The sequence below is a fragment of the Flavobacterium sp. genome (genome assembly GCF_027531905.1).
In the GTDB taxonomy this organism is placed as follows: Bacteria; Bacteroidota; Bacteroidia; order Flavobacteriales; family Flavobacteriaceae; genus Flavobacterium.
This window is the reverse complement of the sequence record NZ_JAPZSU010000031.1, coordinates 1-24,408: the sequence shown is the minus strand read 5'-3', so window position 1 is coordinate 24,408 and position 24,408 is coordinate 1. Positions and strand designations below refer to the sequence as shown.

19 protein-coding genes are annotated in these 24,408 nt (G+C 34.8%); 16 read left to right on the top strand and 3 right to left on the bottom strand.

From position 1 onward, the window contains the following. Nucleotides 1-52: 52 nt before the first annotated feature. Nucleotides 53-730, bottom strand: coding sequence for a PH domain-containing protein (locus O9307_RS08875; protein WP_298297919.1), 678 nt, complete (start codon nucleotides 728-730; stop codon nucleotides 53-55). Between the two features lie 249 nt (nucleotides 731-979). Here O9307_RS08875 and O9307_RS08870 point away from each other — a divergent pair, with 249 nt between their 5' ends. The 16 genes from O9307_RS08870 (at nucleotide 980) to O9307_RS08795 (ending at nucleotide 22,964) form a co-directional block, all read left to right on the top strand. Further along, the gene (locus tag O9307_RS08870) at nucleotides 980-2,329 is read left to right on the top strand and encodes a sigma-54 dependent transcriptional regulator (RefSeq protein ID WP_298297917.1); all 1,350 of its coding nucleotides are present in this window, start codon (nucleotides 980-982) and stop codon (nucleotides 2,327-2,329) included. A 5-nt stretch (nucleotides 2,330-2,334) separates the two neighbouring features. Next, a complete protein-coding gene (locus O9307_RS08865; protein ID WP_298297914.1) occupies nucleotides 2,335-3,474 on the top strand; it encodes an FIST N-terminal domain-containing protein in 1,140 nt (379 codons plus the stop codon). Nucleotides 3,475-3,477: 3 nt separating this feature from the next. After that, entirely contained in the window at nucleotides 3,478-7,296 is a 3,819-nt protein-coding gene (locus tag O9307_RS08860) for a PAS domain S-box protein (protein WP_298297912.1), read from the top strand. A gap of 131 nt (nucleotides 7,297-7,427) precedes the next feature. After that, nucleotides 7,428-7,862, top strand: coding sequence for a response regulator (locus O9307_RS08855; protein WP_298297909.1), 435 nt, complete (start codon nucleotides 7,428-7,430; stop codon nucleotides 7,860-7,862). 22 nt (nucleotides 7,863-7,884) lie between these two features. After that, nucleotides 7,885-8,613 carry a polysaccharide biosynthesis/export family protein gene (locus O9307_RS08850; protein WP_298297907.1) on the top strand — a complete coding sequence of 243 codons (729 nt, stop codon included), beginning with the start codon at nucleotides 7,885-7,887 and terminating at the stop codon, nucleotides 8,611-8,613. Between the two features lie 11 nt (nucleotides 8,614-8,624). Continuing rightward, nucleotides 8,625-10,775, top strand: coding sequence for a Wzz/FepE/Etk N-terminal domain-containing protein (locus O9307_RS08845; protein WP_298297905.1), 2,151 nt, complete (start codon nucleotides 8,625-8,627; stop codon nucleotides 10,773-10,775). A 1-nt stretch (nucleotide 10,776) separates the two neighbouring features. After that, entirely contained in the window at nucleotides 10,777-12,003 is a 1,227-nt protein-coding gene (locus tag O9307_RS08840; protein ID WP_298297902.1) for a hypothetical protein, read from the top strand. Further along, nucleotides 11,994-13,109, top strand: a complete 1,116-nt coding sequence (locus O9307_RS08835; protein ID WP_298297900.1) for a glycosyltransferase family 4 protein — start codon at nucleotides 11,994-11,996, stop codon at nucleotides 13,107-13,109. The genes O9307_RS08840 and O9307_RS08835 overlap by 10 nt, the downstream gene beginning before the upstream one ends. Beyond that, nucleotides 13,109-14,389 carry an O-antigen ligase family protein gene (locus O9307_RS08830; protein WP_298297897.1) on the top strand — a complete coding sequence of 427 codons (1,281 nt, stop codon included), beginning with the start codon at nucleotides 13,109-13,111 and terminating at the stop codon, nucleotides 14,387-14,389. The genes O9307_RS08835 and O9307_RS08830 overlap by 1 nt, the downstream gene beginning before the upstream one ends. A gap of 126 nt (nucleotides 14,390-14,515) precedes the next feature. Further along, nucleotides 14,516-16,894: a hypothetical protein gene (locus O9307_RS08825; protein ID WP_298297895.1), complete on the top strand. Its 2,379-nt coding sequence runs from the start codon at nucleotides 14,516-14,518 to the stop codon at nucleotides 16,892-16,894. Next, complete coding sequence (locus tag O9307_RS08820) at nucleotides 16,894-17,589, top strand: acyltransferase (RefSeq protein WP_298297892.1); 696 nt, start codon at nucleotides 16,894-16,896, stop codon at nucleotides 17,587-17,589. The genes O9307_RS08825 and O9307_RS08820 overlap by 1 nt, the downstream gene beginning before the upstream one ends. Beyond that, a complete protein-coding gene (locus O9307_RS08815; RefSeq protein WP_298297890.1) occupies nucleotides 17,582-18,814 on the top strand; it encodes a glycosyltransferase family 4 protein in 1,233 nt (410 codons plus the stop codon). The genes O9307_RS08820 and O9307_RS08815 overlap by 8 nt, the downstream gene beginning before the upstream one ends. Next, nucleotides 18,811-19,881 carry a glycosyltransferase family 4 protein gene (locus O9307_RS08810; protein ID WP_298297888.1) on the top strand — a complete coding sequence of 357 codons (1,071 nt, stop codon included), beginning with the start codon at nucleotides 18,811-18,813 and terminating at the stop codon, nucleotides 19,879-19,881. Before O9307_RS08815 ends, O9307_RS08810 begins: the two co-directional genes overlap by 4 nt. Before the next feature lie 119 nt (nucleotides 19,882-20,000). Then, nucleotides 20,001-21,212, top strand: coding sequence for a DUF1972 domain-containing protein (locus O9307_RS08805; protein ID WP_298297885.1), 1,212 nt, complete (start codon nucleotides 20,001-20,003; stop codon nucleotides 21,210-21,212). 3 nt (nucleotides 21,213-21,215) lie between these two features. Continuing rightward, the gene (locus O9307_RS08800) at nucleotides 21,216-22,295 is read left to right on the top strand and encodes an MraY family glycosyltransferase (RefSeq protein WP_298297883.1); all 1,080 of its coding nucleotides are present in this window, start codon (nucleotides 21,216-21,218) and stop codon (nucleotides 22,293-22,295) included. A gap of 90 nt (nucleotides 22,296-22,385) precedes the next feature. After that, nucleotides 22,386-22,964, top strand: coding sequence for a hypothetical protein (locus tag O9307_RS08795; RefSeq protein ID WP_298297880.1), 579 nt, complete (start codon nucleotides 22,386-22,388; stop codon nucleotides 22,962-22,964). On the opposite strand, the gene O9307_RS08790 is transcribed toward O9307_RS08795, so the two are convergent. Beyond that, on the bottom strand, nucleotides 22,961-23,335 hold the full coding sequence (locus O9307_RS08790; RefSeq protein WP_298297878.1) for an MmcQ/YjbR family DNA-binding protein: 375 nt from the start codon (nucleotides 23,333-23,335) through the stop codon (nucleotides 22,961-22,963). The genes O9307_RS08795 and O9307_RS08790 overlap by 4 nt on opposite strands. Nucleotides 23,336-23,388: 53 nt before the next feature. Continuing rightward, nucleotides 23,389-24,180 (bottom strand): cyclase family protein, encoded by a 792-nt coding sequence (locus O9307_RS08785; protein WP_298297875.1) that lies wholly within the window; start codon nucleotides 24,178-24,180, stop codon nucleotides 23,389-23,391. Nucleotides 24,181-24,408 lie beyond the last annotated feature (228 nt).

Genomic DNA, 24,408 nt, shown 5'->3' with positions numbered 1-24,408 from the left:
TAAAAAAAACGTCCTTTTGGACGTTTTTTTTATGGAAATAGTAAAACATGAACTACATCTGACTCAAGATTTCTTTCTTAAAAGCATCATACTCACCTTGAAGAATCAAACCATTATCTAACAGTTTTTTATAATTCTGCAATTTGGCAAACAACTCTTCTTGATTCAAACTTGCATTACTTACGGCAGGCTCTGATTCACTTACAAAAATCGCTTCGTGAGTGATTGTTGCGGGTATAATTTCAGCAAAATTTGTCACTTCCTCAGTTTCAACTTCTTCGATTATTTCTGCTTCGGGAGTAATTACAGTTTCAGCGGTAGGAGCAGCTGCGCCATTTTTCATACTATCCAATTGTTCTTTAGCATACGTATAAATTTTGCGAGCTTGAATTTTTGGAATATAATCTATAGTTACTTGTAATTCTGTTTTGGTGGAGAAAGTAAACTCTGAACCTAAAATATTCTCTTTTACAAAAGCACCGTCTACTTCGTCCCAAGTATAATCTATAAAATGCATAGAAAGTCCCAAGTTTTTGGGTTGGCAAATGATGATTCTTTTATTGGTCAAAACAATACTATCAGGCAAAACGGTCAAAGCAGGTTTCTTTTGTACGGCAATATACCCTACCTCTTCGTTTTTCATCAAAATATCATTCAACTTAGCCGTAACTTTCTCGATTGCTTTTGGATCTTGTTCTTCGTTCAAAAACTTTTTGATTTGTTCTTTCATTGTAATAGTATGTTACTAAAATAATTAATATATATTTCTCGAGTTGTGTTTTAAAATACCTTAACAAAAGTAATGCCTAAAAAGCATCTTTTATTACTACCAACCAATGTTTCATTAAAAATATAAAAATACGCTAAAAGTAGGTGAAAGATTTTTTTAAAACAATGCCTGATGTCAAAAAATATTTTTGCTAAAAAATATTATGTATTTAATTTTTACTAACTTAGACAGCAATTAGTTTCAAATAACATGGAAGAATTAACAATTTTCATCGTAGAAGACGACCCTTTCTTTGGAGAAACTTTAAAATATCATCTAAAGTTAAATCCTGATTTTAATGTTTTATTGTTTGGGTCTGGCAAAGAATGCCTTAATAATTTACATCAAAGACCAGCTATCATTTGTCTGGATTTTGGTCTACCTGATATATCGGGTGACGTTTTACTGAAGCGAATAAAAGAAATCAACAATACCATTCCTGTCATCATTATTAGTGGACAAGAAGATATTGCCGTAGCTGTTGATTTTTTAAAATCTGGCGCGACCGATTATATTGTAAAAAATAATCACACGAAAGATTTGCTTTGGAATTCTATTTTAAAAATAAAAGAAAATCGGAGCCTCGTTCAAGAAGTCGAAATTTTAAAAGAAAAATTAGAGCAAAAATTCAGCTTCGAGAAAACCATTATTGGACAAAGTAGTAGTATCAAAAATGTGTTTATCAAAATAAACAAAGCGCTAAACAATAACATTAATGTTTCGATAACAGGTGAAACTGGTACTGGAAAAGAAGTCGTTGCCAATGCCATTCATTATAATTCTGATCGAAAAAACAAACCTTTTATTGCCGTAAACATGGCAGCCATTCCGAGAGAATTGGTTGAAAGTGAATTTTTTGGCCATGAAAAAGGCGCCTTTACTGGTGCTAACGAGAAAAAGATTGGGAAATTTGAACAAGCTGATGGTGGTACTATTTTTCTTGACGAAATAGCCGAATTGGATTTAAACCTTCAAAGTAAGCTCTTGCGCGTTTTGCAAGAAAGAGAAGTGGTGCGCCTTGGTGGGACTGACAAAATAAAATTCAATGCGCGACTCATTGTTGCGACACACAAAGATTTGGCTCAAGAAGTAAAAAAAGGAAATTTTAGAGAGGATCTTTATTACAGAATAATGGGATTGCCCATAGAACTTCCGCCACTGAGAGAACGAGAAAATGACACCTTACTTCTGGCCAAGCATTTCATCGATTTGTTTGTCAAAGAAAATAAAATGCCTGCCATTTCATTAACCAAAGCCGCCAAAGATAAGCTTCTAAAACATGCCTTTCCAGGTAATATTCGAGAATTAAAATCGGTTATTGATCTGGCTTGTGTAATGTGTGATGGAAATGAAATTTCTGACGATGATTTGAGTTTTACTAGTATCAATTCGACCGATTGGCTGCTTTCACAAGAGAAAACATTAAAGCAATACATCGAAGAAATCATTCTTTATTTTCTGAAAAATAATAATAATGATGTACTTAAAACTGCTAAAAAACTCGACATCGGAAAATCTACCATTTACAACCTTTTACAAACCAAAGAATTAAAAAAATAATCAAAATGAAAGTAACCTCTTTTTTATACGAAAATCAAAGATTTACCAAAACAATCAATGGAGAACAACTATTAGAAGAAGATGCTGATTTAGTTATTGGTTTTGGCACTGGAGCTTTAGTCTCGGATCCACTTAATTACAATGCTATACGGGAAAAATTTCCTAATGCTGTATTGACAATGGCTTCATCTGCTGGAGAGATATTTGGAAAAGAAGTTTTTGACAATACAATTTCACTTGTAGCGATGCAATTTGACGATACTAAAATTGCTACTTCAGAAGTAAATATTGAGGAATATGCCAATAGTTTTGAAGCAGGTAAGATACTAGTGGACCAACTCCCTAGAGCAAAGCTCAAACTCATTTTCGTACTATCGGATGGTGGGAAAGTAAACGGGAGCGAACTTGTTAAAGGCATTAATGAAGCCACAGCAAATAGTGTTTTGGTGACGGGAGGTTTAGCTGGAGATGGGGCTAAATTTGAAAAAACTTATGTAGGCTTGAATCAATTACCTACTTCTGGCAAAATAGTGGCCATCGGTTTTTATGGAGATAAGCTTCAGGTTTCCCATGGTTCGATTGGTGGCTGGGAAAGCTTTGGATTGGAACGCACCGTGACCAAATCTGACAAAAACATTCTATATGAAATTGATAATAAAAGTGTTTTGGATCTCTATAAAAATTATCTAGGGAAATACGCACAGGAATTACCCGGCTCTGCCTTATTATTTCCGCTTTCGATAAAATTAAACGAATCAGAAGATGTTATTGTTCGCACCATTTTGTCTATCGACGAACAAAAGCAATCAATGACTTTTGCAGGAGATTTACCTCTGGGCAGCAAAGTACGTTTTATGAAAGCTAACTTTGACAAACTAATTGATGCAGCTAGCGATGCGGCTGCAAATTGCTTAAAAATGAATGCTATTTCACCCAAAGTAGCAATTTTAATAAGCTGTGTAGGAAGAAAAGTAATCCTCAACAATAGAATTGACGAGGAAGTTGAGGCTGTTTCTGATATTTTTAATAATACTACTTTGTTAACCGGATTTTATTCCTATGGAGAAATTTCGCCTCTTCGTCCTTTCTCAGGATGTGAATTGCACAATCAAACAATGACGATCACTTGTTTAAACGAACTATGATTTATGGCCGAGTTTCATAAACTTTTACAAAAACAAATCAACAAACACCTGCCTTTGGTTTACATGGAAAATCCATTGGTAATGGCATTTTTGAATACAATAAACGACTCCTATACTGCCTTCGAAAGAGATCGCGATTTGATGACTCATTCTTTTAGAGAAAGTGAAAAAGAATACAACGAAATCAATCAAAATCTTACAAAAGAATATGAACTAAAGCAACAATCTATATCCAATTTATACGATACTTTAGAAGCATTAGAAGACGATTACAAAAACATCAAAGCAGGAGATGATGTAGATGATATTTTATTTATTTCCAAATACTTAAACCAACAAATAGAAAACAGAAAGAATAGTGAAAAAAACCTATCCAGAACTGTTGAACTCTTAAAAACACTCTTGGCCAACCTAAGATCAGGTATTTTGGTAGAAGACGAAAACAGAATAATTCTATTTACCAATCAATTGTTTTGTGAAATGTTTTCGATTCCTGTAACTCCAGATGAAATGGTGGGGATAGATTGTACCAACTCTGCCGAACAATCTAAGCATGTCTTTAAAAATCCAGACTCTTTTAGTGATGGAATAGCCAAAATATTGTCGCAACGAGAGGTGGTCACAAATGAACTTTTAGAAACGGCAGAAGGACGATTTTTTGAACGTGATTATATTCCTATTTACATAGCCAATGAGTACAAAGGTCACCTCTGGAAGTATACCGATGTGACGGAACGGATAGAAAATCAAATTTTGTTAGAACAGAGTGAAGAACGCAGCAGAATTGTGATGAACTCCTCTCTCAACGCAATTGTTACGGTTGATGATAAAGGGAAAATAACGTTTTGGAACGATCAAGCTACGGCAACATTTGGTTATACTTATGATGAAGTTTTTGGGAAGGTATTTACCGAATTTATGATTCCAGAGCGCAACAAAGCACTTTGGGAGCAGTCTATTTATCAATATTTAACAGAAGGTCACAATGAGTTCTTAAATAAACATGTAGAACTTGTTGGAGTCCATCGATCAGGAAACGAATTTTTGGCCGAAGTATCCATCATCCCAATTACTCAAAATGGCGAAACGTTTTTCTGTGCCTTTTTACAAGATATTTCTAAAAGAAAAGAAGCCGAATACCAACTTTCAGAAAATTTAGTTTTACTAAAAACCCTCTTGGCCAATCTACAATCTGGCATCTTGGTTGAAGACATGAACCGTAAAATTGTGTTCACCAATCAACTGTTTTGTGACATGCGCAATATTAGCCTTTCACCAAACGAAATGGTTGGAATTGATTGCAAAGAATTAATTAAGAGATCCCAACTTCTTTTTAAAAATGAAGAGCAATTTGCTGCTCGAATAACGGATATCATTGCTAGAAAAAAAATGGTGATTCAAGAATTACTAGAAACCAAAGACAACCTGTTTTATGAAAGAGACTACATTCCTATTGTCATTGAGGAAGAGTACAAAGGCCACCTTTGGAAATATACCGATGTAACACAACGTATTCAAGACCAAATGCTTTTGGCGCAAAGTGAAGAACGCAACCGAAACATCATGAATGCTTCATTGAATGCCATAATCAATATTAATCACAAAGGAGTAATAACATTTTGGAACAACCAAGCAGAAGTTATTTTTGGCTGGAAAAAAGAAGAAGTAATGGGCAAAACCCTAACCGAAACTATCATTCCGAAGCAACATCATCAAGGGCATAACAATGGCATGAAACATTATTTAGAAACTGGCGAAGGTCCAGCCTTAAATAAAAACATTGAATTGCCCGCTATTAATCGACAAGGAGAAGAATTCCCAATAGAAATTGCGATTATACCCTTAAAAGAAAATGGAGAACTCTTTTTTTGCTCTTTCATTCAAGACATTTCCGAAAGAAAAAAAGCAGAAAACAAGCTCAAGTACCAAGAAGAAAAGTACCGCAATATTATATCCAACATGAACTTGGGGATCATTGAAGTAGACAAAGAAGAGAATATACAATTTGCAAATCAAAGTTTTGCAAGTATGTCAGGATTTACTATTGACGATTTAATGGGGAAAAATCCATCAGAAATTTTTGTGTTTGGAGAGAATATTGAAAAGATGAGAAACAAAAGAGAATTGCGTACACAAGGGGTTTCGGATGTGTATCAGGTTCCTATAAAAGACAAAAGAGGCGACCTGAAATGGTGGGCTATAAGCGGGGCACCAAACTATGACGACAAAGGAAATTTAGTTGGATCTATTGGAATTCATCTCGATATTACCGATCAAAAACAACTCGAAATCGAACTCAACCAACAAAAACTAAAAGCAGAACAAGCTTCCAAAGCTAAGGAGGTGTTCTTGGCCAATATGAGCCATGAAATACGAACTCCTCTAAATGCCATTATTGGTTTTTTGAGAGAATTAGGCAAGCAAGAACTCACCGATTTACAAAAAAAATACATCGACAATAGTACGATTGCCTCTCGACATTTACTCGCCATACTCAACAACATCTTGGATATATCTAAAATAGAAGCTGGAGAAATGGAACTAGAAAAAGAAGATTTCTTATTTGCCGAGTCGATAGACAAGGTCATTAAAGTACTACATCCTCTGGCAAAGGAAAAAGACTTAAGACTTAATGCTACCATTGACCCGAAAATCAATACTGTTTTGAAAGCCGATTCGTTACGAATTGAGGAAATTCTATTTAATATTGTTGGAAATTCCATAAAATTTACGTCAAAAGGCAGAATCGATTTGAAATGTGAACTTATTGCTGACCGAACAAGTATTCAAAAAATTCGAATCAAAGTTACGGATACAGGAATAGGAATGGATCAGAACTATATAGAAACGATTTTTAAGAAATTCTCTCAAGAAGACAAAGCCGTTACTCGAAAATTTGGCGGAACAGGCCTAGGAATGGCCATAACCAAAGAATTAGTAAGCCTAATGCATGGCACGATAAAAATAGAAAGTGAAAAAGGAAAAGGCACTACTTTTTATATTACGCTTCCTTTAGAAAAAGGAGATCCAAACAATGTAAAACAAATTAACAAAGCGATAAATGCCAACATTACAGGATTGTCAATTTTATTGGTAGAAGATAACAAAATGAACCGCATGGTAATTCAAAATTCAATGCAGTATTTTAATTGTTCCGTAACCGAGGCCGAAAATGGCATCGAAGCACTTGAACTTTTAAAACATCAAACCTTTGATATAATCTTAATGGACATACAAATGCCCGAAATGGATGGTATTGAAGCTACCAAAATTATTCGAAACGAATTCAAACTAAACACACCAATTATCGCCTTAACCGCCAATGCCTTTAAATCAGAAATTGAAAACTGTAAAAATGCAGGCATGGACGACTATGTTACAAAACCATTCGATGAATTTACTTTGATAGAAACTATTGCAAAACTCACTGTGAACCGCCCAAAAAACGAAGCAAGATTAACCGTAGAAAAATCGGATTCAAATGTTTATAACTTGTCTATATTACGAAATCTTAGCCGAGGCAATATAGATTTTGTTCAAAAAATGCTACACATATTTATTGAGCAAACTACTCAAGTATTACTAAATATAGAAATCGCACTTCAAGAAAATAACTTTGAGGAAATAAGCCGTTTGATTCATAAAATAAAACCAAGTATTGAAAGTTTGGGCATAACAAAAATCATACCCGAAATAGTTCAATTAGAAAAGATTACAAAATCGACTAAAAACAAAGAAGAAATAGCAGTATTACTTCATACTATTACACCCGTTTTGTCTCTCGCCATTAGTCAACTTCAAAAAAACGAACTCCAAGAGTAAGTGACAAAATATTGGATTTTTTTCCATAATTTGGAAAAAACAAACCCAAAAAAAAAACGCAAACCCCTTTAAACAATGGGCTTTGCGTTTTTTGGCTTGAAATTGGTATGCAAATTATTAAATTTTATAACATGGAAGACCAAACACAATTCAAATTCTTTATTGTAGACGATGATATTTTTTGTGCCAATGTGTATGAACAATATTTAGCTAATTTGAACTACACGGACATTACTTACTTCAGTAATGGTAATGATTGTTTGAACAATCTTGATCAAAATCCTGACATCATTTTCCTGGACCACAACATGGAAGACCTAACGGGTTTTGAGGTGCTCAGGAAAATAAAGCGCTATAATCCCAACATTTATGTAGTGATGGTTTCTGCTCAAGAAAACGTCAAAACAGCGGTCGATGCTTTAAAGTATGGCGCGTTTGATTATATAATTAAAGACTTTGCTGTTTGTGATAATATGACACGTGTCATAAACAAAATAAGTCAAGTAAAAACAGAGCTAAGCAAATCTAATCAAACAATAATCAAGCGATTTTTAAATATGTTTTAGACACACAAAAATGACACACAACATGAAAACGCTATTACAATTAACCCTTCTGGCCCTACTCTTTGGAAGTTGTAAAACACAAAATGTATTTGAAACCAAAGAAGAAAACACAGACAAAACAGGATTTACCTATGACGATAATTACGAATACAGAATTCGAAAAAATGACAAAATAACCCTTTCTGTTTGGGGAGAAGATGATTTAAGTGTAGGCTCTACTTACGGAATCTACAATTCGAATGAAGTGTATGGAAAATGGCTTTTAGTAGATGCTAATGGAACTATAGAAATTCCAAAAATTGGCAAAACAGTAGTTATAGGCAAAACCATCCCTGAACTCAAAGAAGAACTAAGAGCACAGTTGAAACAATGGTTGGTCAATCCTATAGTAGATGTTAAAGTATTGAACAAAGAAATTACCATCCTAGGCGAAGTACGCAATCCAAGTACGTTTCAGGTAGATAGAGATAACGTAACACTTCTAGAGATGATTAGTAAAACCGGAGGATTTGATTTTTATGCCAATCTCAAAGCCATCAAAATTTTACGTCAAGAAGGTCAAAATGTTCGCGTAACCCATCTTAATTTAACCTCTTCAGAGGATATTTTGAATACCAACATTCAATTGCATCCCAGTGATATCGTAATTGTTCCTTCAAAAAAGAACAAAGAATTTGACAAACGTGTGGCTACTATTATTCCATTTACCACAACAATCACTGCTGCTGCAATTTTACTTGGAGTTTTTTAAACGGCGTTATTATGAACGAAAATATACGATTACTAAAGCCGTTGTTTAGAGGAATGCCAATTATAATTTTGAGTGTTGTGCTCTCCATTATGGCTGCCAAAAAATACCTCAACTATGTCACTCCCATGTATGAAAGTACGGCAAGACTAAAACTTGCTGACATTCAAGAAGGTCTATCAAACTCGAATCTTTTTAAAGATATGGATGCGTTGTTATCGTCCAGTAAAATTGCTGCCGAAATTGAAGTTCTTAAATCTTCTGCTTTAATAGAAAAAACCATAAGCAAACTACCTTTCAACAAAGAAATTTATCGCAAGGGGGGAATGTTATCTACCGAACTTTTCGAAAATTCTCCGATACTCATTGATGGAACTTTTGAGGGTTCGAAAGCATTGGATAAACGATATGGATTGCAACTTCTTTCCAACAAAGAGTTTCTATTCTTTTATCCAGAATCAAAAGAAGGAATAAATGGCCAAATTGGAAAACCTCTAGTCATAGAAGGAGGAAAAATAATAGTCCATCTCAACGATGACTATATTGCCACAAAAAAAGAAATCAAAGTCATCGATCAGTATGAATTCGAATTCTTAAGCCAACAAAAACTATTAGATAAAATTAATAGCAATCTAGATATTGTACCCGTAGAAAAAGATGTTCCTGTTATCCGAATCAATTTCAAAAGCAATGTGCCACTCAAAGCTGCTTTATTTGTAAACAAACTGGCCGAAGTGTACATAAAAGATTATATTGAAAGTAAATACAAAGCCGCAAATACTACCGTTAACTTTTTGAAAGGCGAAATCCAAACGTCTAACCAAAAGCTCAAAGCTTCCGAAGATAATATCCAAAATTACAGAGATCAAAATAACATCATCAATATTCGACAAGAAACCGAAACCGATTTACGTAAAATTGCTCAACAAAAAATTGAACAAACCAATTTGAAAATGAGCTTAGATGCTATTAAGAATTTGAACCAATACATCGCCAACGGCAAAAATAATTATTTGGAGCTTTCCCTAAACTTTGAGGCATTTACGGATTTACTCTCGACAGAATTGGTCAAAAAAATGAAGCAATTACAAGCCGAAAAAAAAGACCTACTATTAACTTATACTCCCAACCATGAGAAAGTAAAAATCATTGATGACAAGTTAAAAGACCTTTTCGATTATCAAATAGAGAGTATAAAAAACACTGAGAGAAATCTGCAAATCAAGTATAACAATTTGAAAAACGATATCAAAGAGGCTGAAAAAGTGTTTATTGGTTTACCCGAAAAAGAAAAGCAACTTAACTCAATGAGTAGAGAATTTAATCTTTATGAAAAAAATTATAATTTTTTGAATGAAAAAAGAATAGATGCCGAAATTGCCCAATCGGCCAAAATTGCGTTTCATAAAATTATCACGCCTGGAGAAGTTTCAAAAACGCCGGTTTCGCCAATTAGAATCATCATCATCATTGTAGCAGCAGTTATAGGTCTATTAGGTTCAATCATTATAATTTACATCGTTCATTTTCTAAAAGCAAAAGTAAATGATTCTAGCACCATCGAAAAAAGCAGTAGTATCCCCATTGCGCTTACTACTCCTTATTTAAAAACTACAGAATCGATAAACAACAACTTTTTAAAAGAAGCCCTACAATTAGAAATCAAAGGGATTATTCCTCCAAAAAGCATACTGGTGGTTAGTTCCTATGACGATGCCAATCAACATCTTTTTCATTCCGAAAATTGGATTAAAGCTTTTCAAAATCAAGGAAGAAAAACCCTAATCATCGATGCCACAGGTCAACTCAACAACAAATTTGAAGCCACTCACTACATAGATTATTCAGACACAAAATACCATCGATATACTCAAGAGCATTTTCAAAATGAAATCAATGCAAAAATGAGCACTTATGACTTAGTGTTAATTCATAATCAAGCCCTAAAAGACGGACCACTTGCTTTGTTGTTCATGAGTTTGGCCACACAAAATTTAGTCGTCCTAGACAGCCGAGAAACGGCCGAGAAAAGAATCACAACGATAAATCTTTTAAAAGAAGAATTTCAATTACCAAACGTTTGGTTTGTTTTGAACAAAACCGGATACAATCCTAATTTGTTTGTTGAAGCCAAAAAATTGTGGAAAAAATATCGCAAAAATTAAAATGAAAACCATCCAAAAAATAATTCAGCATCCAACACTTTTGGTTCTTGTGGACCAAGCCATCAGTAGCGGCAGTAGTTTTCTAATTACGCTAGTATTGGCACAAAAAATGGATCTAACAAATTTTGGATTATTTTCAAGCCTTTTGTTGCTTACTTTTTTGGCAATGAGCATTTCGAATGCTTTGCTCATTCAGCCCTTTCAGGTGACGGTAGCAAAAGTGATACAAAAAAAGGAATATCAAGTGTCATTATTCCTTGGACTAATGGTTTTGTTACTGTTTTTCATGTTGAGTGCAAAACTGTTAGTCCTTTTTTTACCCAAATCATTACTAGATCCTATTCCTATCGGTGCCTTTTTGTGCTTCTTATGTGGTTACTTAATCAATGATTTTTTTAGAAAACTATTCCTTGGCATAGCCAAAATAAAATGGGTGCTTTGCATGGACTTCCTGTATTTGTTATTACTTTCTGCCTTGTTCATAATGCCCCAACTAAACTTACTTTCTGCGCTTTTCATCATTGGAATAGCAAATCTCGCCTCTAGTCTTCCTGGTGTATTGTTCTTGTATCAAAACTATGAAAAACCGGCTTCTTGGCGAATTTTTCTTAGCAATCATGTCCAGCAAGGCAAGTGGTTATTGACCGTGGCTGTATTGCAATGGGCCTCAAGCAATTTTTTTATTTTGGTTTCTGGAATTTATATTGGTATCGAGGCTTTGGGCGCCTTACGATTGGTGCAAACGTTGTTTGGCGTAATCAATATTGGATTACAAACTATTGAAAATTATTTTCTTCCAAAAATTTCGAAACTTTATAATGAAAATGTCAAGCAAGCCAAGAAATATTTGCTAAATATTACGCTCAAAGGAGCTATTTTATTTGGAGTACTTTTAAGCATTCTCTTTGTATTTGCTACTCCAATAATCGTGTTAGCGGGTGGCGAAAAATACCAAAGTTATGGCTATGTAGTAAAAATTATTGCCGTATTGTATTTCTTTATTTTCTTGAGTTACCCTATCCGAATCGCTGTTCGCATATTGGTGCTCAACAAAATCTTCTTTTTGGGGTATTTACTTTCCTTCGCTTCGTCTTTGTTGACCTTTCATTTCCTACTAGACTATTCTGGACTTACTGGCGCTGTGATTGGACTTATTATGAATCAAATCATTATGATTTTGTATTGGCAAAATCAGCTGAAAAAAAACCATTTTCAACTATGGAAATAATACATCTTATTCTTGGCAAAGCCAATCCCGAAAGGATGAATGGTGTAAACAAAGTAGTGCACCAATTGGCAACACAGCAACAGTTGTTTGGAGAGCAAGTAGAAGTTTGGGGCATCACTTCAGACACTACAGTAAATTATAATGAACGAAATTTCGAAACGCGATTGTTTCTAAAACAAAAAAATCCTTTTACCTTTTCCTCTGCACTCAAAGAAGCCTTATTGAGCAAAAAAGGAAAAGCTATTTTTCACCTACATGGTGGATGGATTCCGGTATATTATCGTTTGGCTCGATTTCTTTACCATACCAAAATTGAATTTGTAATCACACCTCACGGTGCGTACAATACCATTGCCATGCGCAAAAATTTTTGGTTAAAAAAGATGTATTTTCGATTTTTTGAACGTAAAATTTTAAATCGTGCTTCAAGCATTCATTGCATTGGAAAAAGCGAACGCAACGGTTTACAAGAATTCTATCGTACTCAAAAAACTATTTTATTGCCTTATGGTTTTGAATTACAATCAACTATTGAACTCAAAAAAAGAGACGAAGAACGTTTTGTTTTGGGGTTCATTGGCCGATTGGATATTTACACTAAAGGACTGGATACCTTGCTCCTGGCTTTTGAAAAATTTCATAGAAAAATGCCTCAATCCCAACTTTGGATTGTAGGTGATAGCAAAGAAAAACCAGCGTTAGAAAAGAAAATCGATGCTTTGAAGCTGAACCACGCTGTGATTCTTTATGGAAGTAAATTTGGTTCAGAAAAAGAACAATTGTTGCAAGCCATGGATGTTTTTGTGCATCCTTCTCGCAACGAGGGATTGCCATTATCGGTTATCGAAGCGGCTAGTTTTGGCAAACCGTGTATCGTTACTGATGCTACCAATATTGGCTCCTTAGTCACAAAATACAACGCGGGTCAAACCATTTACCGACAGTCTAGTAACCAACTTGAAGCCGCGATGAATGCTGTTGTTGCCAGATGGACTTCTCCAAGCAAATTTGTAGAAATGCAGCAAAATGCCATCCGAATGATTCAAGAAAATTACAACTGGAATACGCTTTTACAGCAATTTCATCAACAATTATATAAACTATAATGAGCCCTAATCACCTCCCTTTTTTAAAAAAAATAGACCGTGCCTTATTTGTAGTCTTGCTACTTATGATTGCCTGTTTTTTTACTTGGAGCGAAAACGTCAACATTACTAGAGCAATAAAAGTAGTGGGGCGTATGGGGTTAATGTTTGCTTCTATTGTAATTTATTTCAAAATTGTTCGGTATGGAGCGGTTAATAATTTGAGTTATAAAAACATTTTTTCGCCTTTATTCTATTTAGGATATATGGGGCTTGGTTTTATATCTTTCATGTGGAGTACAAATCCTGGTTTTAGTGCATTGCAATGGTTCATGACGTTTCAAAGTTTAGTTTTTGCCTATTTCTTCATCAAAAGTTTCAAGCTTTTAGATTATTTTTTTGAAGGACATCGAATCCGATTGTATCATGTATTAGGTAACTCGGTGTTTGTATTGCAACTGGTTTTTGTGATTGGAATGTGGTTTGATCCTGATACTTTTTTTCGATTGACCAATGGTGGCGAAGAAGCACGTTTGGGTGGCGTAATGATGAATCCGAACGAATTAGGAATGCTTGCGGGAGTAGGCATCGCCTCTTTAATTTTTGATCTTTACGACCGTCAACAAAAAGCTTGGACGATATTTAAAATTCTAATTATAGCTTATGCCTTATTCATGACAGGATCCCGTTCCTCATTAATTGGCGTATTGCTAATTGTGTTTTTCCACATCAACCAAACCAAGAAACAAGGTCTCAAATTTGCCATTATGGGAGTTGTTTTAATGGTAGTGCCTTTTGCAGTACAGCAAATCATTCTCAAAGACGGTGACAAAGAACGTTTAGAAGAAATCTTGACTCTAACCGGTAGATTACCTTTCTGGCAAGCTTTGATTACCGAAGGATTACCACGTGAACCTTTATTGGGTTTTGGTTATATGCGAATTGATTACAAAGAATTTTTTCAAAGTGTACACACGTATCCCGGAAAAATGACCCATAATACTTTCATGCAAGTTTTAATGAATCTTGGATTTATAGGGTTGCTCATTGCGCTATTTCAACTATTTTTCACCATTCTAGCATTTAAAACCGAGAATAAAGAAACGCGACTGATGCTCATTGGAATTATGATTCCAATCATTATTAATTCCTTCACTGAATTTGGCATTTTTGGCGAAAGCAACTATGGCATCTTATTTTATCAAATGGTAATTTTTTCCATATCATTTAAAAACAATGCCCACCTTACTTCAGTTCAAAAACTATTTCTCAAAAAAAGAAGACCCGATTGGACTTTTTAAAAAAGAGACTTTTTTTCCAAAATATGGAAAAAACCAAAACCAAAAACCCTCAAAACCCTTGTGAAATCAAGGTTTTTTTGTTTTGGCATAGTTTTTCAAATAACTGTATTAGAAAAGATCATAAACATGAAAACTATTTTAAATTTAGCGGGCTACGATTTATCTTCCAAAAAAACAACTGTATACGAACATAGTATTCTATTATCGTACATCGCAAACCGTGACGGTTCGCCAAGATGGATTTGGAATTCCGATAATAACGAACCTTTATTCTTAAAATTTTACAATGTAGGTAGTAAAAGTTCTTGGTTTTTTGCAAAACTAATCCAACTCATTTTTGTTCTAAAATTACAAGGTTTGCTTTTTAAACAAAAAAGATGGTTTTATGCTGTTGATAAAAATCCTCTTTTTGATTTGAAAAGCGATTGGGCATTATTTACAGGAACAGTTGGCCCAAACAATAAAGCAATTTTGTATGCCAACAAGACCTTCTATAAAATTGCTTGCACCGAAAACGCAACACAATTAATTAAGAACGAGTATAGAATTTTAAAAGAAGTTCAACGTGTCGCAAGAGGATTTACAACACCATTAATTAGAAAAGTCAACAACAACATTATTCAACTCTCTGACATCTCTGAAAATGGCAAAAGAGTTGCAAAAATTACCGATACCCATTTACAAGTTTTACAAGAAATGGCTATGCTCAGAAAACAAACCATCGAAGTAAAGAATTGGATTTGGTTTCAAGAAATAAAAGCTGATTTTTTAAAAATAGAAGACCCTAGAATTCCGAAAAATTTAATACGCAAAATAGAATCTCTATCAAATTCTGTAACCAAACAACCCGTAACACTAGGTTTTTCGCAAGGCGATTTTACACCTTGGAATCAATATCAACAAGATGCAACGATTGCCTTGTATGATTGGGAATTAGCTCGACCAGATCGTCCTTTTGCCTTCGATTACTTTCATTTTGTTATTCAGCAAGGGATTATGGTCGATAGAAAAAAATGGACCGAGATATACAAGGATCTTAAAGAACAATGTGTAGATAGTCAAGGGAACTGCCTTTTTAATCATGATTTAAACACGTTCAAAAACCAGCTTAAATGGTATCTATTGACCAACTGTATGCATTATCTAAAAGTCTATGCTGAGCAATCAGAATGGCATACCCAAATTGAGTGGTTACTGACCGTTTGGAATGAAGCTTTGAATGTTTTCTTTGAAGAAGAAAAATCACCAAGAGAATTAGTAATCATGGATGTCTTTGACAGCATTCAAAACAGAGATTATGGCGCACTAAAGTTTCCAAATTATGTGCCAGAAAAACTAAGCGAGGCCTCAGATATTGATCTCGTAATCGAAAAAAAAGAAGCTAAAAAAATGTTACTATTTCTTAAAAGTCATCATTTGGTGAACCGTGTTTCTGTCGAAAAAAAATCATTTATGTATGCCCTACAAGCGGTACTTACAGACGGAAGTATTTTGGCAATTGACTTGATTTGGCAACTAAAAGTTAGAAATCTAGAAATCATGAATGCGCAAGAAGTGTATAAAAACAATCCAATATCACCTTTCGGAGTAAGGCATGTACCTTCTATCGTTTCGGCAAGATTTACCGCTTTGTTTTATTTATTGAATAACGCCAAAGTTCCAAGCCGTTATTCCCACTATTTGCCATTACTAGAAAAATCGCAAAATGCTTTGGACTTGCACATTACCTCTTGTATCAATGAGAATGGTAACGAGCAATCTAGACTGCAGCAATTCATTGAAAAAAATCCAAAAAACCAATCGTTTTATTACCTTAAAAATATGGTTTTCTATGTTTTAGATACTCTAAAAAGCTTCGCCAATACCAGTGGGTACATCATAACGTTTAGTGGTGTAGATGGCGCTGGAAAGTCGACTGTTATTGAACAAATAGCCCATCGCATCCAAAAACAACTTCGTAAACCTGTGGTAATATTGCGTCATCGTCCCTCCATATTACCCATTTTGAGTGTTTGGACAAAAGGAAAAGAAAAAGCACAATTGGATGCCATTTCTAGCTTACCTAGGCAAGGAAAAAACAACAATCCAATTTCTTCGTTGATCCGATTTTCATATTACTATTTGGACTATATCATTGGTCAGTTTGTAATTTATTTCAAATACATCATTCGCGGCTATGTTGTGGTTTATGATCGCTACTATTTTGATTTTATCAATGATAGCAAAAGAAGTAATATCGTTTTACCCAAAAAATTAACCACATTTGGCTATCGCTTTTTGATGCAACCTGATTACAATTTTTTCCTTTTTGCCGATGCTAACGTCATTTTAAAAAGGAAACAAGAACTCAGCAAAAACACAATAGAAGAACTGACAACAGATTACAAACAGCTATTTGACCGCCTTCAAAATAGAGGGAAATCGAATGTTTATCAATCGATCAACAATGTAGATCTGGATGTAACCCTGAGCAAAGTGTTTCAAACCATAACCATGGCTCACTAATGAAATCGCTTTTTGAAAAACTAATTCAATGTAGGAATCCTCATTTTCATTTTGATCCTAATTTAAATACCGCTGCCTTGCTTCAGTTCCTTTGGATCCAACTGGGATGCTTTATACGAGGAAGTATGTTGCTTTTGAGATGGAGAAATCCAAAGGGAATGCTGCTTGGTAAAGGCGTAACGTTCTTTAATTGCTCTAAAATTCACTGGGGTAATTATCTAAAATTGGGCAATCACGTAAGCCTCTCGGCGTTGAGCAAAAAGGGCATTCTGCTGGGTAACAATGTAAGTATTGGTGCTTTTAGTCGAGTGATTGTATCTACTTCATTAAACCACATTGGGGATCATATCACTATAGGAAACAATGTTGGTATTGGTGAATTTGCGTATTTGGGCGGAGCTGGCGGGTTGACCATTGGTGACGATTGCATAGTGGGTCAATATTGGAGTTGCCACCCAGAAAATCATTTATTTGATGATTTAGAAGTGCCCATTCGGCTTCAAGGGGTAAGCAGAAAAGGAATAAAAATTGGCAATAATTGTTGGATTGGCAGTAAAGTCACCGTACTAGATGGTGTAGCAATTGGTAACGGATGCATTATAGCCGCCGGAAGTGTAGTTACAAAATCATTTCCCGACAATAGTATCATTGGTGGGGTTCCTGCCAAAATAATAAAAGAAAGAAATCATGTCTAACAAAACAATATTAGCAACTTGTTACGCCGTGAACCCCTATAAAGGTTCAGAAGACGGCATGGGATGGAACTTTATCCTTCAAATAGCACGCTATCAAAAAGTGATTGCCATAACAAGAGAAAACAACCAAGCCGCCATTGAAAAGTACCTTAACGAGAATACGAATCCAGCTTTTGATAATATCACTTTCTTATATTTTGATTTACCCTATTGGATGCGATTCTGGAGAAAAGGCGGAAGAGGTGCTTTGATATATTACTACATGTGGCAACGTGGCATGGTTTCCTTTATAAAAAAACAAACAATTGCGTATGATATAGTGCACAACGTCAACTTTCATAATGACTGGATGCCTAGTTTTTTATGGAAATTAGATAAACCTATGGTTTGGGGGCCAATTGGTCATCATCCGCCTATTCCGAAGCAATACTTAAAGTTATATTCCAAAAAGCAACATTTCATCAATAATTTGACCTGGTCGGTTAAAAAAATATGCTGGAAGTACTCCTCTGATTTGCAAAAAACAATCCAGAATAGTGCCCATATTTGGTGCATGAACTTCAATGTTCCCTTGATGTTACGATTAAAAAAGGATAATTATTCTGTTTATCCATCGGTAGCCTCAGAGGATTTTTGCACAGAAAATAAAGAAAAAAACAACCACTTTCAGGTTTTGAGTGTGGGCCGATTTGTAGCCCTGAAGGGATTTGATTTGGCACTGAATTCATTTATTGGTTTTATTCGCTCACTCCCGCTAGCAGAGCAAAAATTATGCAAGCTTACTCTTGTGGGTACTGGTCCCGAAAAAGAATTATACGAAAAAATCATTAAGGACAATGAGGCTGCTCCATTTGTAGAAATTATCGAATGGATGGATCGACAATCATTGATGCAAAAATACCAAGAGGCAACCGTTTTCCTTTTTCCTTCCCATGAAGGAGCCGGAATGGTCATTGCCGAAGCGCTTTCGTTTGGACTTCCTATTATTTGTTTGGACAACGAAGGTCCAGGGCAATACATTACTGATGCTGTGGGCATAACAATTCCAGAACAGGGCTATACTGATACCGTAATCGACTTGAAACAGGCTCTTTTTAAGCTTTACAAAAACCCTAATCTTACCAAGTCCATGAGCGATCAAGCGCGAAATCTTTATGAAAATAAATTTAGTTGGGAAAGTAGAGGTGACTATTTACAAAAGATTTATAACACTTTAACATCATGAAAGTAATAGCTGTTCATTTACTAAACGATTATAGCGGTAGCCCAAAAGTACTTAAACAACTCCTTAAGGTTTGGACCAAAAAAAACATCAACACCGAACTATACGTTTGTGGCGGAAAACAAGGTTTTTTATCTGATATTCCAGAAGTAACTACTCATCATTATTGGTATCGTTTTGCTAAAAATCCACTACTAAGATTGCTTTTTTTGATGAGTAGCCAGCTAATTTTACTTATTAAACTACTTTTCAAATTAAAAAAAACTGACATTCTGTACATCAATACTGTTCTGCCATTTGGAGCTGCAATAGCTGGAAAAATAAAAGGTTGCAAGATTATGTACCACATACATGAAACCAGCATAAAGCCCAAAATTTTAAAGCTTTTCCTTTTTGGAATTGTAAAATGGTCGGCTAGTGAAGTTGTGTATGTTTCTAATTTTTTGGCCAATCAAGAGCCTTTACAAATCAAAACCAATGTCATTTACAATGTACTCGAAAAAGACTTTTTGGAACGGTGCAACAACATCAAACCTAGCCTAAAAGACAACAAAATTGTATTGATGATTTGCTCACTCAAAGCCTACAAAGGCGTTAACGAATTTTTGCAATTGGCTCATTTAAATCGAAAATATACCTTCAAGTTGGTGGTAAATGCTTCAGAAAATGAAATTAATGATTATTTTAAAATGGAAGTACTCCCTGAAAATTTAATCATTTATCCCACTCAAAAAGACACCCATCGTTTTTACAAAGAAGCTAGTATAGTATTGAATTTGTCTAATCCTAGGGTATGGATAGAAACATTTGGCTTGACTATTTTGGAGGCTATGGCTTATGGATTACCTACTATTGTACCACCAGTGGGCGGTGTAGTGGAATTAGTAAAAGAAGGTAAAAACGGCTTTTTAATTGATAGCAAAAACATTCCCTTGCTGTCTAAGAAATTAAATGAAGTGCTTCAAAATACAGCCCTTTACCAAAAGATGAGTGGCAAAGCTATAGAATATAGTCGCTTTTTTTGTGAAGATTATTTCGAAAATGAAAGTACTAGAATACTTTCCAATTAATGCCCTTTTTTTCCAAGATTTGGAAGTTTAACCCATTAAAAAAACATCAAATCCCATTGTTTATAGTACTTCAAACAATTTAGCATGTTTTTTGGCATAGTTATAAAAAATCAATTACAATGAGAAAAAATAGAATAGCCATAATTGGCACGGTTGGTTTACCCGCAAAATATGGAGGCTTTGAAACCTTGGCGGCTCACTTAGTAACTCATTTAGGTGAACACTATGACTTTACGGTCTATTGTTCCAAAAAAAGATATTCCCAAAAAGAACGAATAGGAACTTATAAAGGAGCCAAACTAAAATACCTCCCACTAGAAGCCAATGGAATTCAAAGTATTCCGTATGATATGCTTTCAATTCTTCATGCCTTAAAAAACAATGATGTCTTGCTCATTTTGGGTGTTGCAGGAGCTTTTTTACTTCCTTTTGTACGTTGGTTTACCAATAAAAAAATCATCATCTCTATTGATGGAATTGAATGGAAAAGAGATAAATGGCCGCCAATAGCCAAACTCTATTTATGGTTGGCTGAAAGAGTAGCGGTTCGATTTTCTCATATTGATATCTCAGATAATGAATCCATCCAAAACTATACGGCTTTGCGTTACCAAACTTTGAGTAGAGTTATAGAATATGGAGCAGATCACACTTTAAAAGTAAAACCAAATGTGGAAGACCGTATCAAGTATCCCTTTTTAAAAGAAAAATATGCCGTAAAAGTATGTCGTATTGAACCCGAAAATAATGTGCATATTGTGCTAGAAGCTTTCAAAAAAATAGAAAAAATGAAACTAGTTATCGTAGGCAACTGGAACAATAGTGACTACGGCAAGAATTTAAAAAAAACCTACAAACACTACCCAAATATCACCCTTTTAGACCCCATCTATAAGCAGCGAGAAATCGATTTAATTCGAGGAAACGCACATTTGTACATCCATGGCCATTCTGCTGGCGGGACTAATCCTTCTTTAGTAGAGGCCATGTATTTACAATTACCTATTTTGGCTTACAGAGTATCTTACAACAAAACAACCACAGAGAATAAAGCAATCTATTTTGACTCTGAAGATGAACTTGAAAGCAATCTGGTTAGTATTTATGAAAGTAAACTCAAAGAAATTAGCCTTGAAATGAAAAGTATAGCCAACAGAAGATACACTTGGAAAACAATTGCCAGACAATATGATTTGCTACTAAAAGAAGCAATTGCAATTAAATCTAAGGCTACTGTTCATCCAGAAGTACATAAATTAAACAGTTCATTTTTAGAAGAACTACAACTGGGGCATTTAAAAAATCACCAATTGTTTTACGAAAATCGATAAGTCATGAAAACTATTATTGTATTATTATCCTATGGCCTATTGTCATTATTTATTACTTTATTGATTACTCCAATTCTAAAAAAAACGGCAATTAGAATTAATTTGGTTGACCAACCCAACCACCGAAAAGTGCATCAAACTGCCATTCCGTTGGTGGGGGGTATTGCAGTATTTTTTTCCTCCTTCATTGTAATAGTAGCCGCTGCTCATCAAAATTCATTTCGTCCCTACTTAACCATTTTTTCAGCATCATTTATTCTACTCATTGTAGGAATAATAGACGACAAAAGAGATTTAAATGCTAAACTAAAATTAGCCATCCAATTGCTTTTGGCGCTACTTATTTGCCTTGGTGGTACTCGAATTACTTCCTTATACGGATTGTTTGGAATCTACTCCATTGCTTCTTGGGTACAATATCTCTTAACAATCGTTGTAATTACTGGAGTGGTTAATGCTTTCAACTTGATGGATGGAGTTGATGGACTAGTAGGGAGTTTGACCATGATTGGATTCCTATCCTTGTTCTTTACTTCCCTGTATTTTGGTACCTACAACTTAAGTCTATTGTCTGTTATTTTTATGGGTTCTAACATTGGATTCTTATACCATAATCTTTCGCGTTCAAAGATATTTATGGGCGATTCAGGTTCACTTTCTTTGGGTTTTTTACTGGTGACTTTTGGTATTCACTTTTTACAACATGAAACCCTTAATCCAAAGTGGAATCCCCTTTATCCATTTTTATTATTGTTAGCGTTTTTTTCGATTCCCGTTTTCGATTCATTAAGAGTGTATATGGGGAGAATAAAAAAGGGAAAATCACCCTTTAAAGCCGATAAATCGCATTTACATCACTTATTACTGGGAAGCGGATTGACACATAAAAAAACAACACTCTCCATTGCAGTATTTTGTTTGTTTTTTTTAGGTTTAGGTTTCGGTTTAGTAAATTATTTTTCAACTACAATTATTCTCTTTTTTACTTTAGTAGCTTTTTGGTTAATCATTCGATTCTTACTGATGATCAATAAACTAGAGAAATGGAAATCTATTTTAAAAAAACTAGAGAAAGAACCATAAACTTTCAAAAAAAAAAGTACACTTCATTTTTTTTTCTAAAAATCACATCATTATTTAGTTATATTTGCTCTAAATCAATCTAAGCCACATATGATTCGATTATATCCAAACGAACAAGTTAAAGAATTCGACGTACACGAATCCTTGCAATTGCGCTATGCAATTACCAGCCGAGGAAGGCTGATTAGTTTTAAAGACCGAATTGAAGAAGGTCGCGAATTAAAAGGAAGCATGATAGACGGCTACCGTATTTTTCGCTACAAAATCAATTCTGGAGAAAAACCAGTCAACCGACATCTCTTTTTTTACAAACTCATTGCGGAGCATTTTATCCCAAAACAGTCCGAAGACCAAGTTCACGTGTTACATTTAGATTATGTGCGTGACAACGACTCCCTTCGAAACTTGAAATGGGCGACACGCGAAGAATTTTTGGAACACAACCGAAAAAGTCCACACGTGATTCAAGCAAGAAAAAATTTGCTGGAACACAACATCAAATCTGATGGTAGAAAATTGACGGTGACCAAAGTGATGCGCATCAAAAAAATGCTACAAAATCCCAACAGAAAAACTAGGATTAAAATGATTGCCAAGCAATTTGGTGTAAGCGAAATGCAAATTTTCCGCATTAAATCTGGTGAAAACTGGGGACATATCGTCGTCTAATCGATAGGTAAATCAGCAATTTCGGCCTGTATTTTTTTCGTAAGACTTTTAAAAACCAAGTCATACGAATGGTCGATTAATGCTTTGAGCATAGCATCTGGAACATCTTGATTAATCGCAACGGTGTTCCAGTGTATTTTGCTCATATGATACCCTTCCTTGATGGCATCGTAATTGGCACGCAATTCTAAAGCGCGCTCGGGCTCACACTTGAGATTCACCGAGGGTTCTTGCTTTTCCCATTGCTTTAATGAGGACAATGCAAACATTTTACCTCCTACTTTAAAAACCAAAGTATCTTCATCAAACGGAAAATGCTCTGTTACTGCTTTTTTAGACAAACAGTATTCATAAAATGTTTCTAAATTCATTGAATTTTTGATTTTAGATTTAGGATTTAGGATTTAAAGGTTTGAATCTTGACTCAGAATTCCTTATTCAAGAATCTTACATCATATAAAATAGGTTTACTCGGACTGGCATCATTTTCAAAAGATGCAATTTGCAAATTCAATACATAAGGACCATCTAGCACTTCATTGGGCACATAAATCATTTCGGTGATGGTGCAATTCATTCTCGCATCTGCATTCAGATTTTGCACATCTTTCACATTCCAAAACGCTTTGTGCGCCAGTAATTTTCCCTCATCTTTCTCCTTGTCTACACTAGGCAAATCAATTAGTAAATGTTGAATGCCATTCTCACGAATAAAATGTGCCGCTTCTTCCGAAAGATACGGTGGATTGGTATTCGAATAGTTTTGGTGTTTTTTAAGTTTGAAATTAGGCAAAGTTCTAATTACTAAAGCTTCAAAAGAAATACCCGATTGCAATGTCACCTCGAGCGCAGTCGAGAGGCTTTTTAATGTAATCACTAAATCTTCCCCCTGCACTTCTGGCACCACAGAAATCAATTCAGCACGGAAGAAAAAATGATGCAAACATTGATTCACACTGTAAAATTCACGTGTGATATGCCCCAAACATTCGGTATGCGTACCGTGACCGTGTGGATTGAAAAAGATGTTATTGAAATTGGTCGATGAGCTTCCTTCCGATACTTTCCCAACCCAATCCCCAAAAACTACTGGTTCAATGACGGGTTTTTGGATATACCAAGCAATAGGATTTTCGTCGGTATTGGTCAAAGGAATCGAAATATCAATGGGTTTAGATAGGTCGATTGTATATTCGTTGTTGATGGTTGCTTTCATATTTTTACCGCAAGGTTCGCAAAGTTTTACGCAAAGGTCGCAAAGAAATCATTTATTTAAAGATTATTTGCTACTCTTTTAATTCCGTTGAGTATTGCTATCCTATTTTTAACCGCAAGGTTCGCAAAGGGTTACGCAAAGGTCGCAAAGAAATCATTTATTTAAAGATTATTTGCTACTCTTTTAATTCCTTTGAGTATTGCTATCCTATTTTTAACCGCAAGGTTC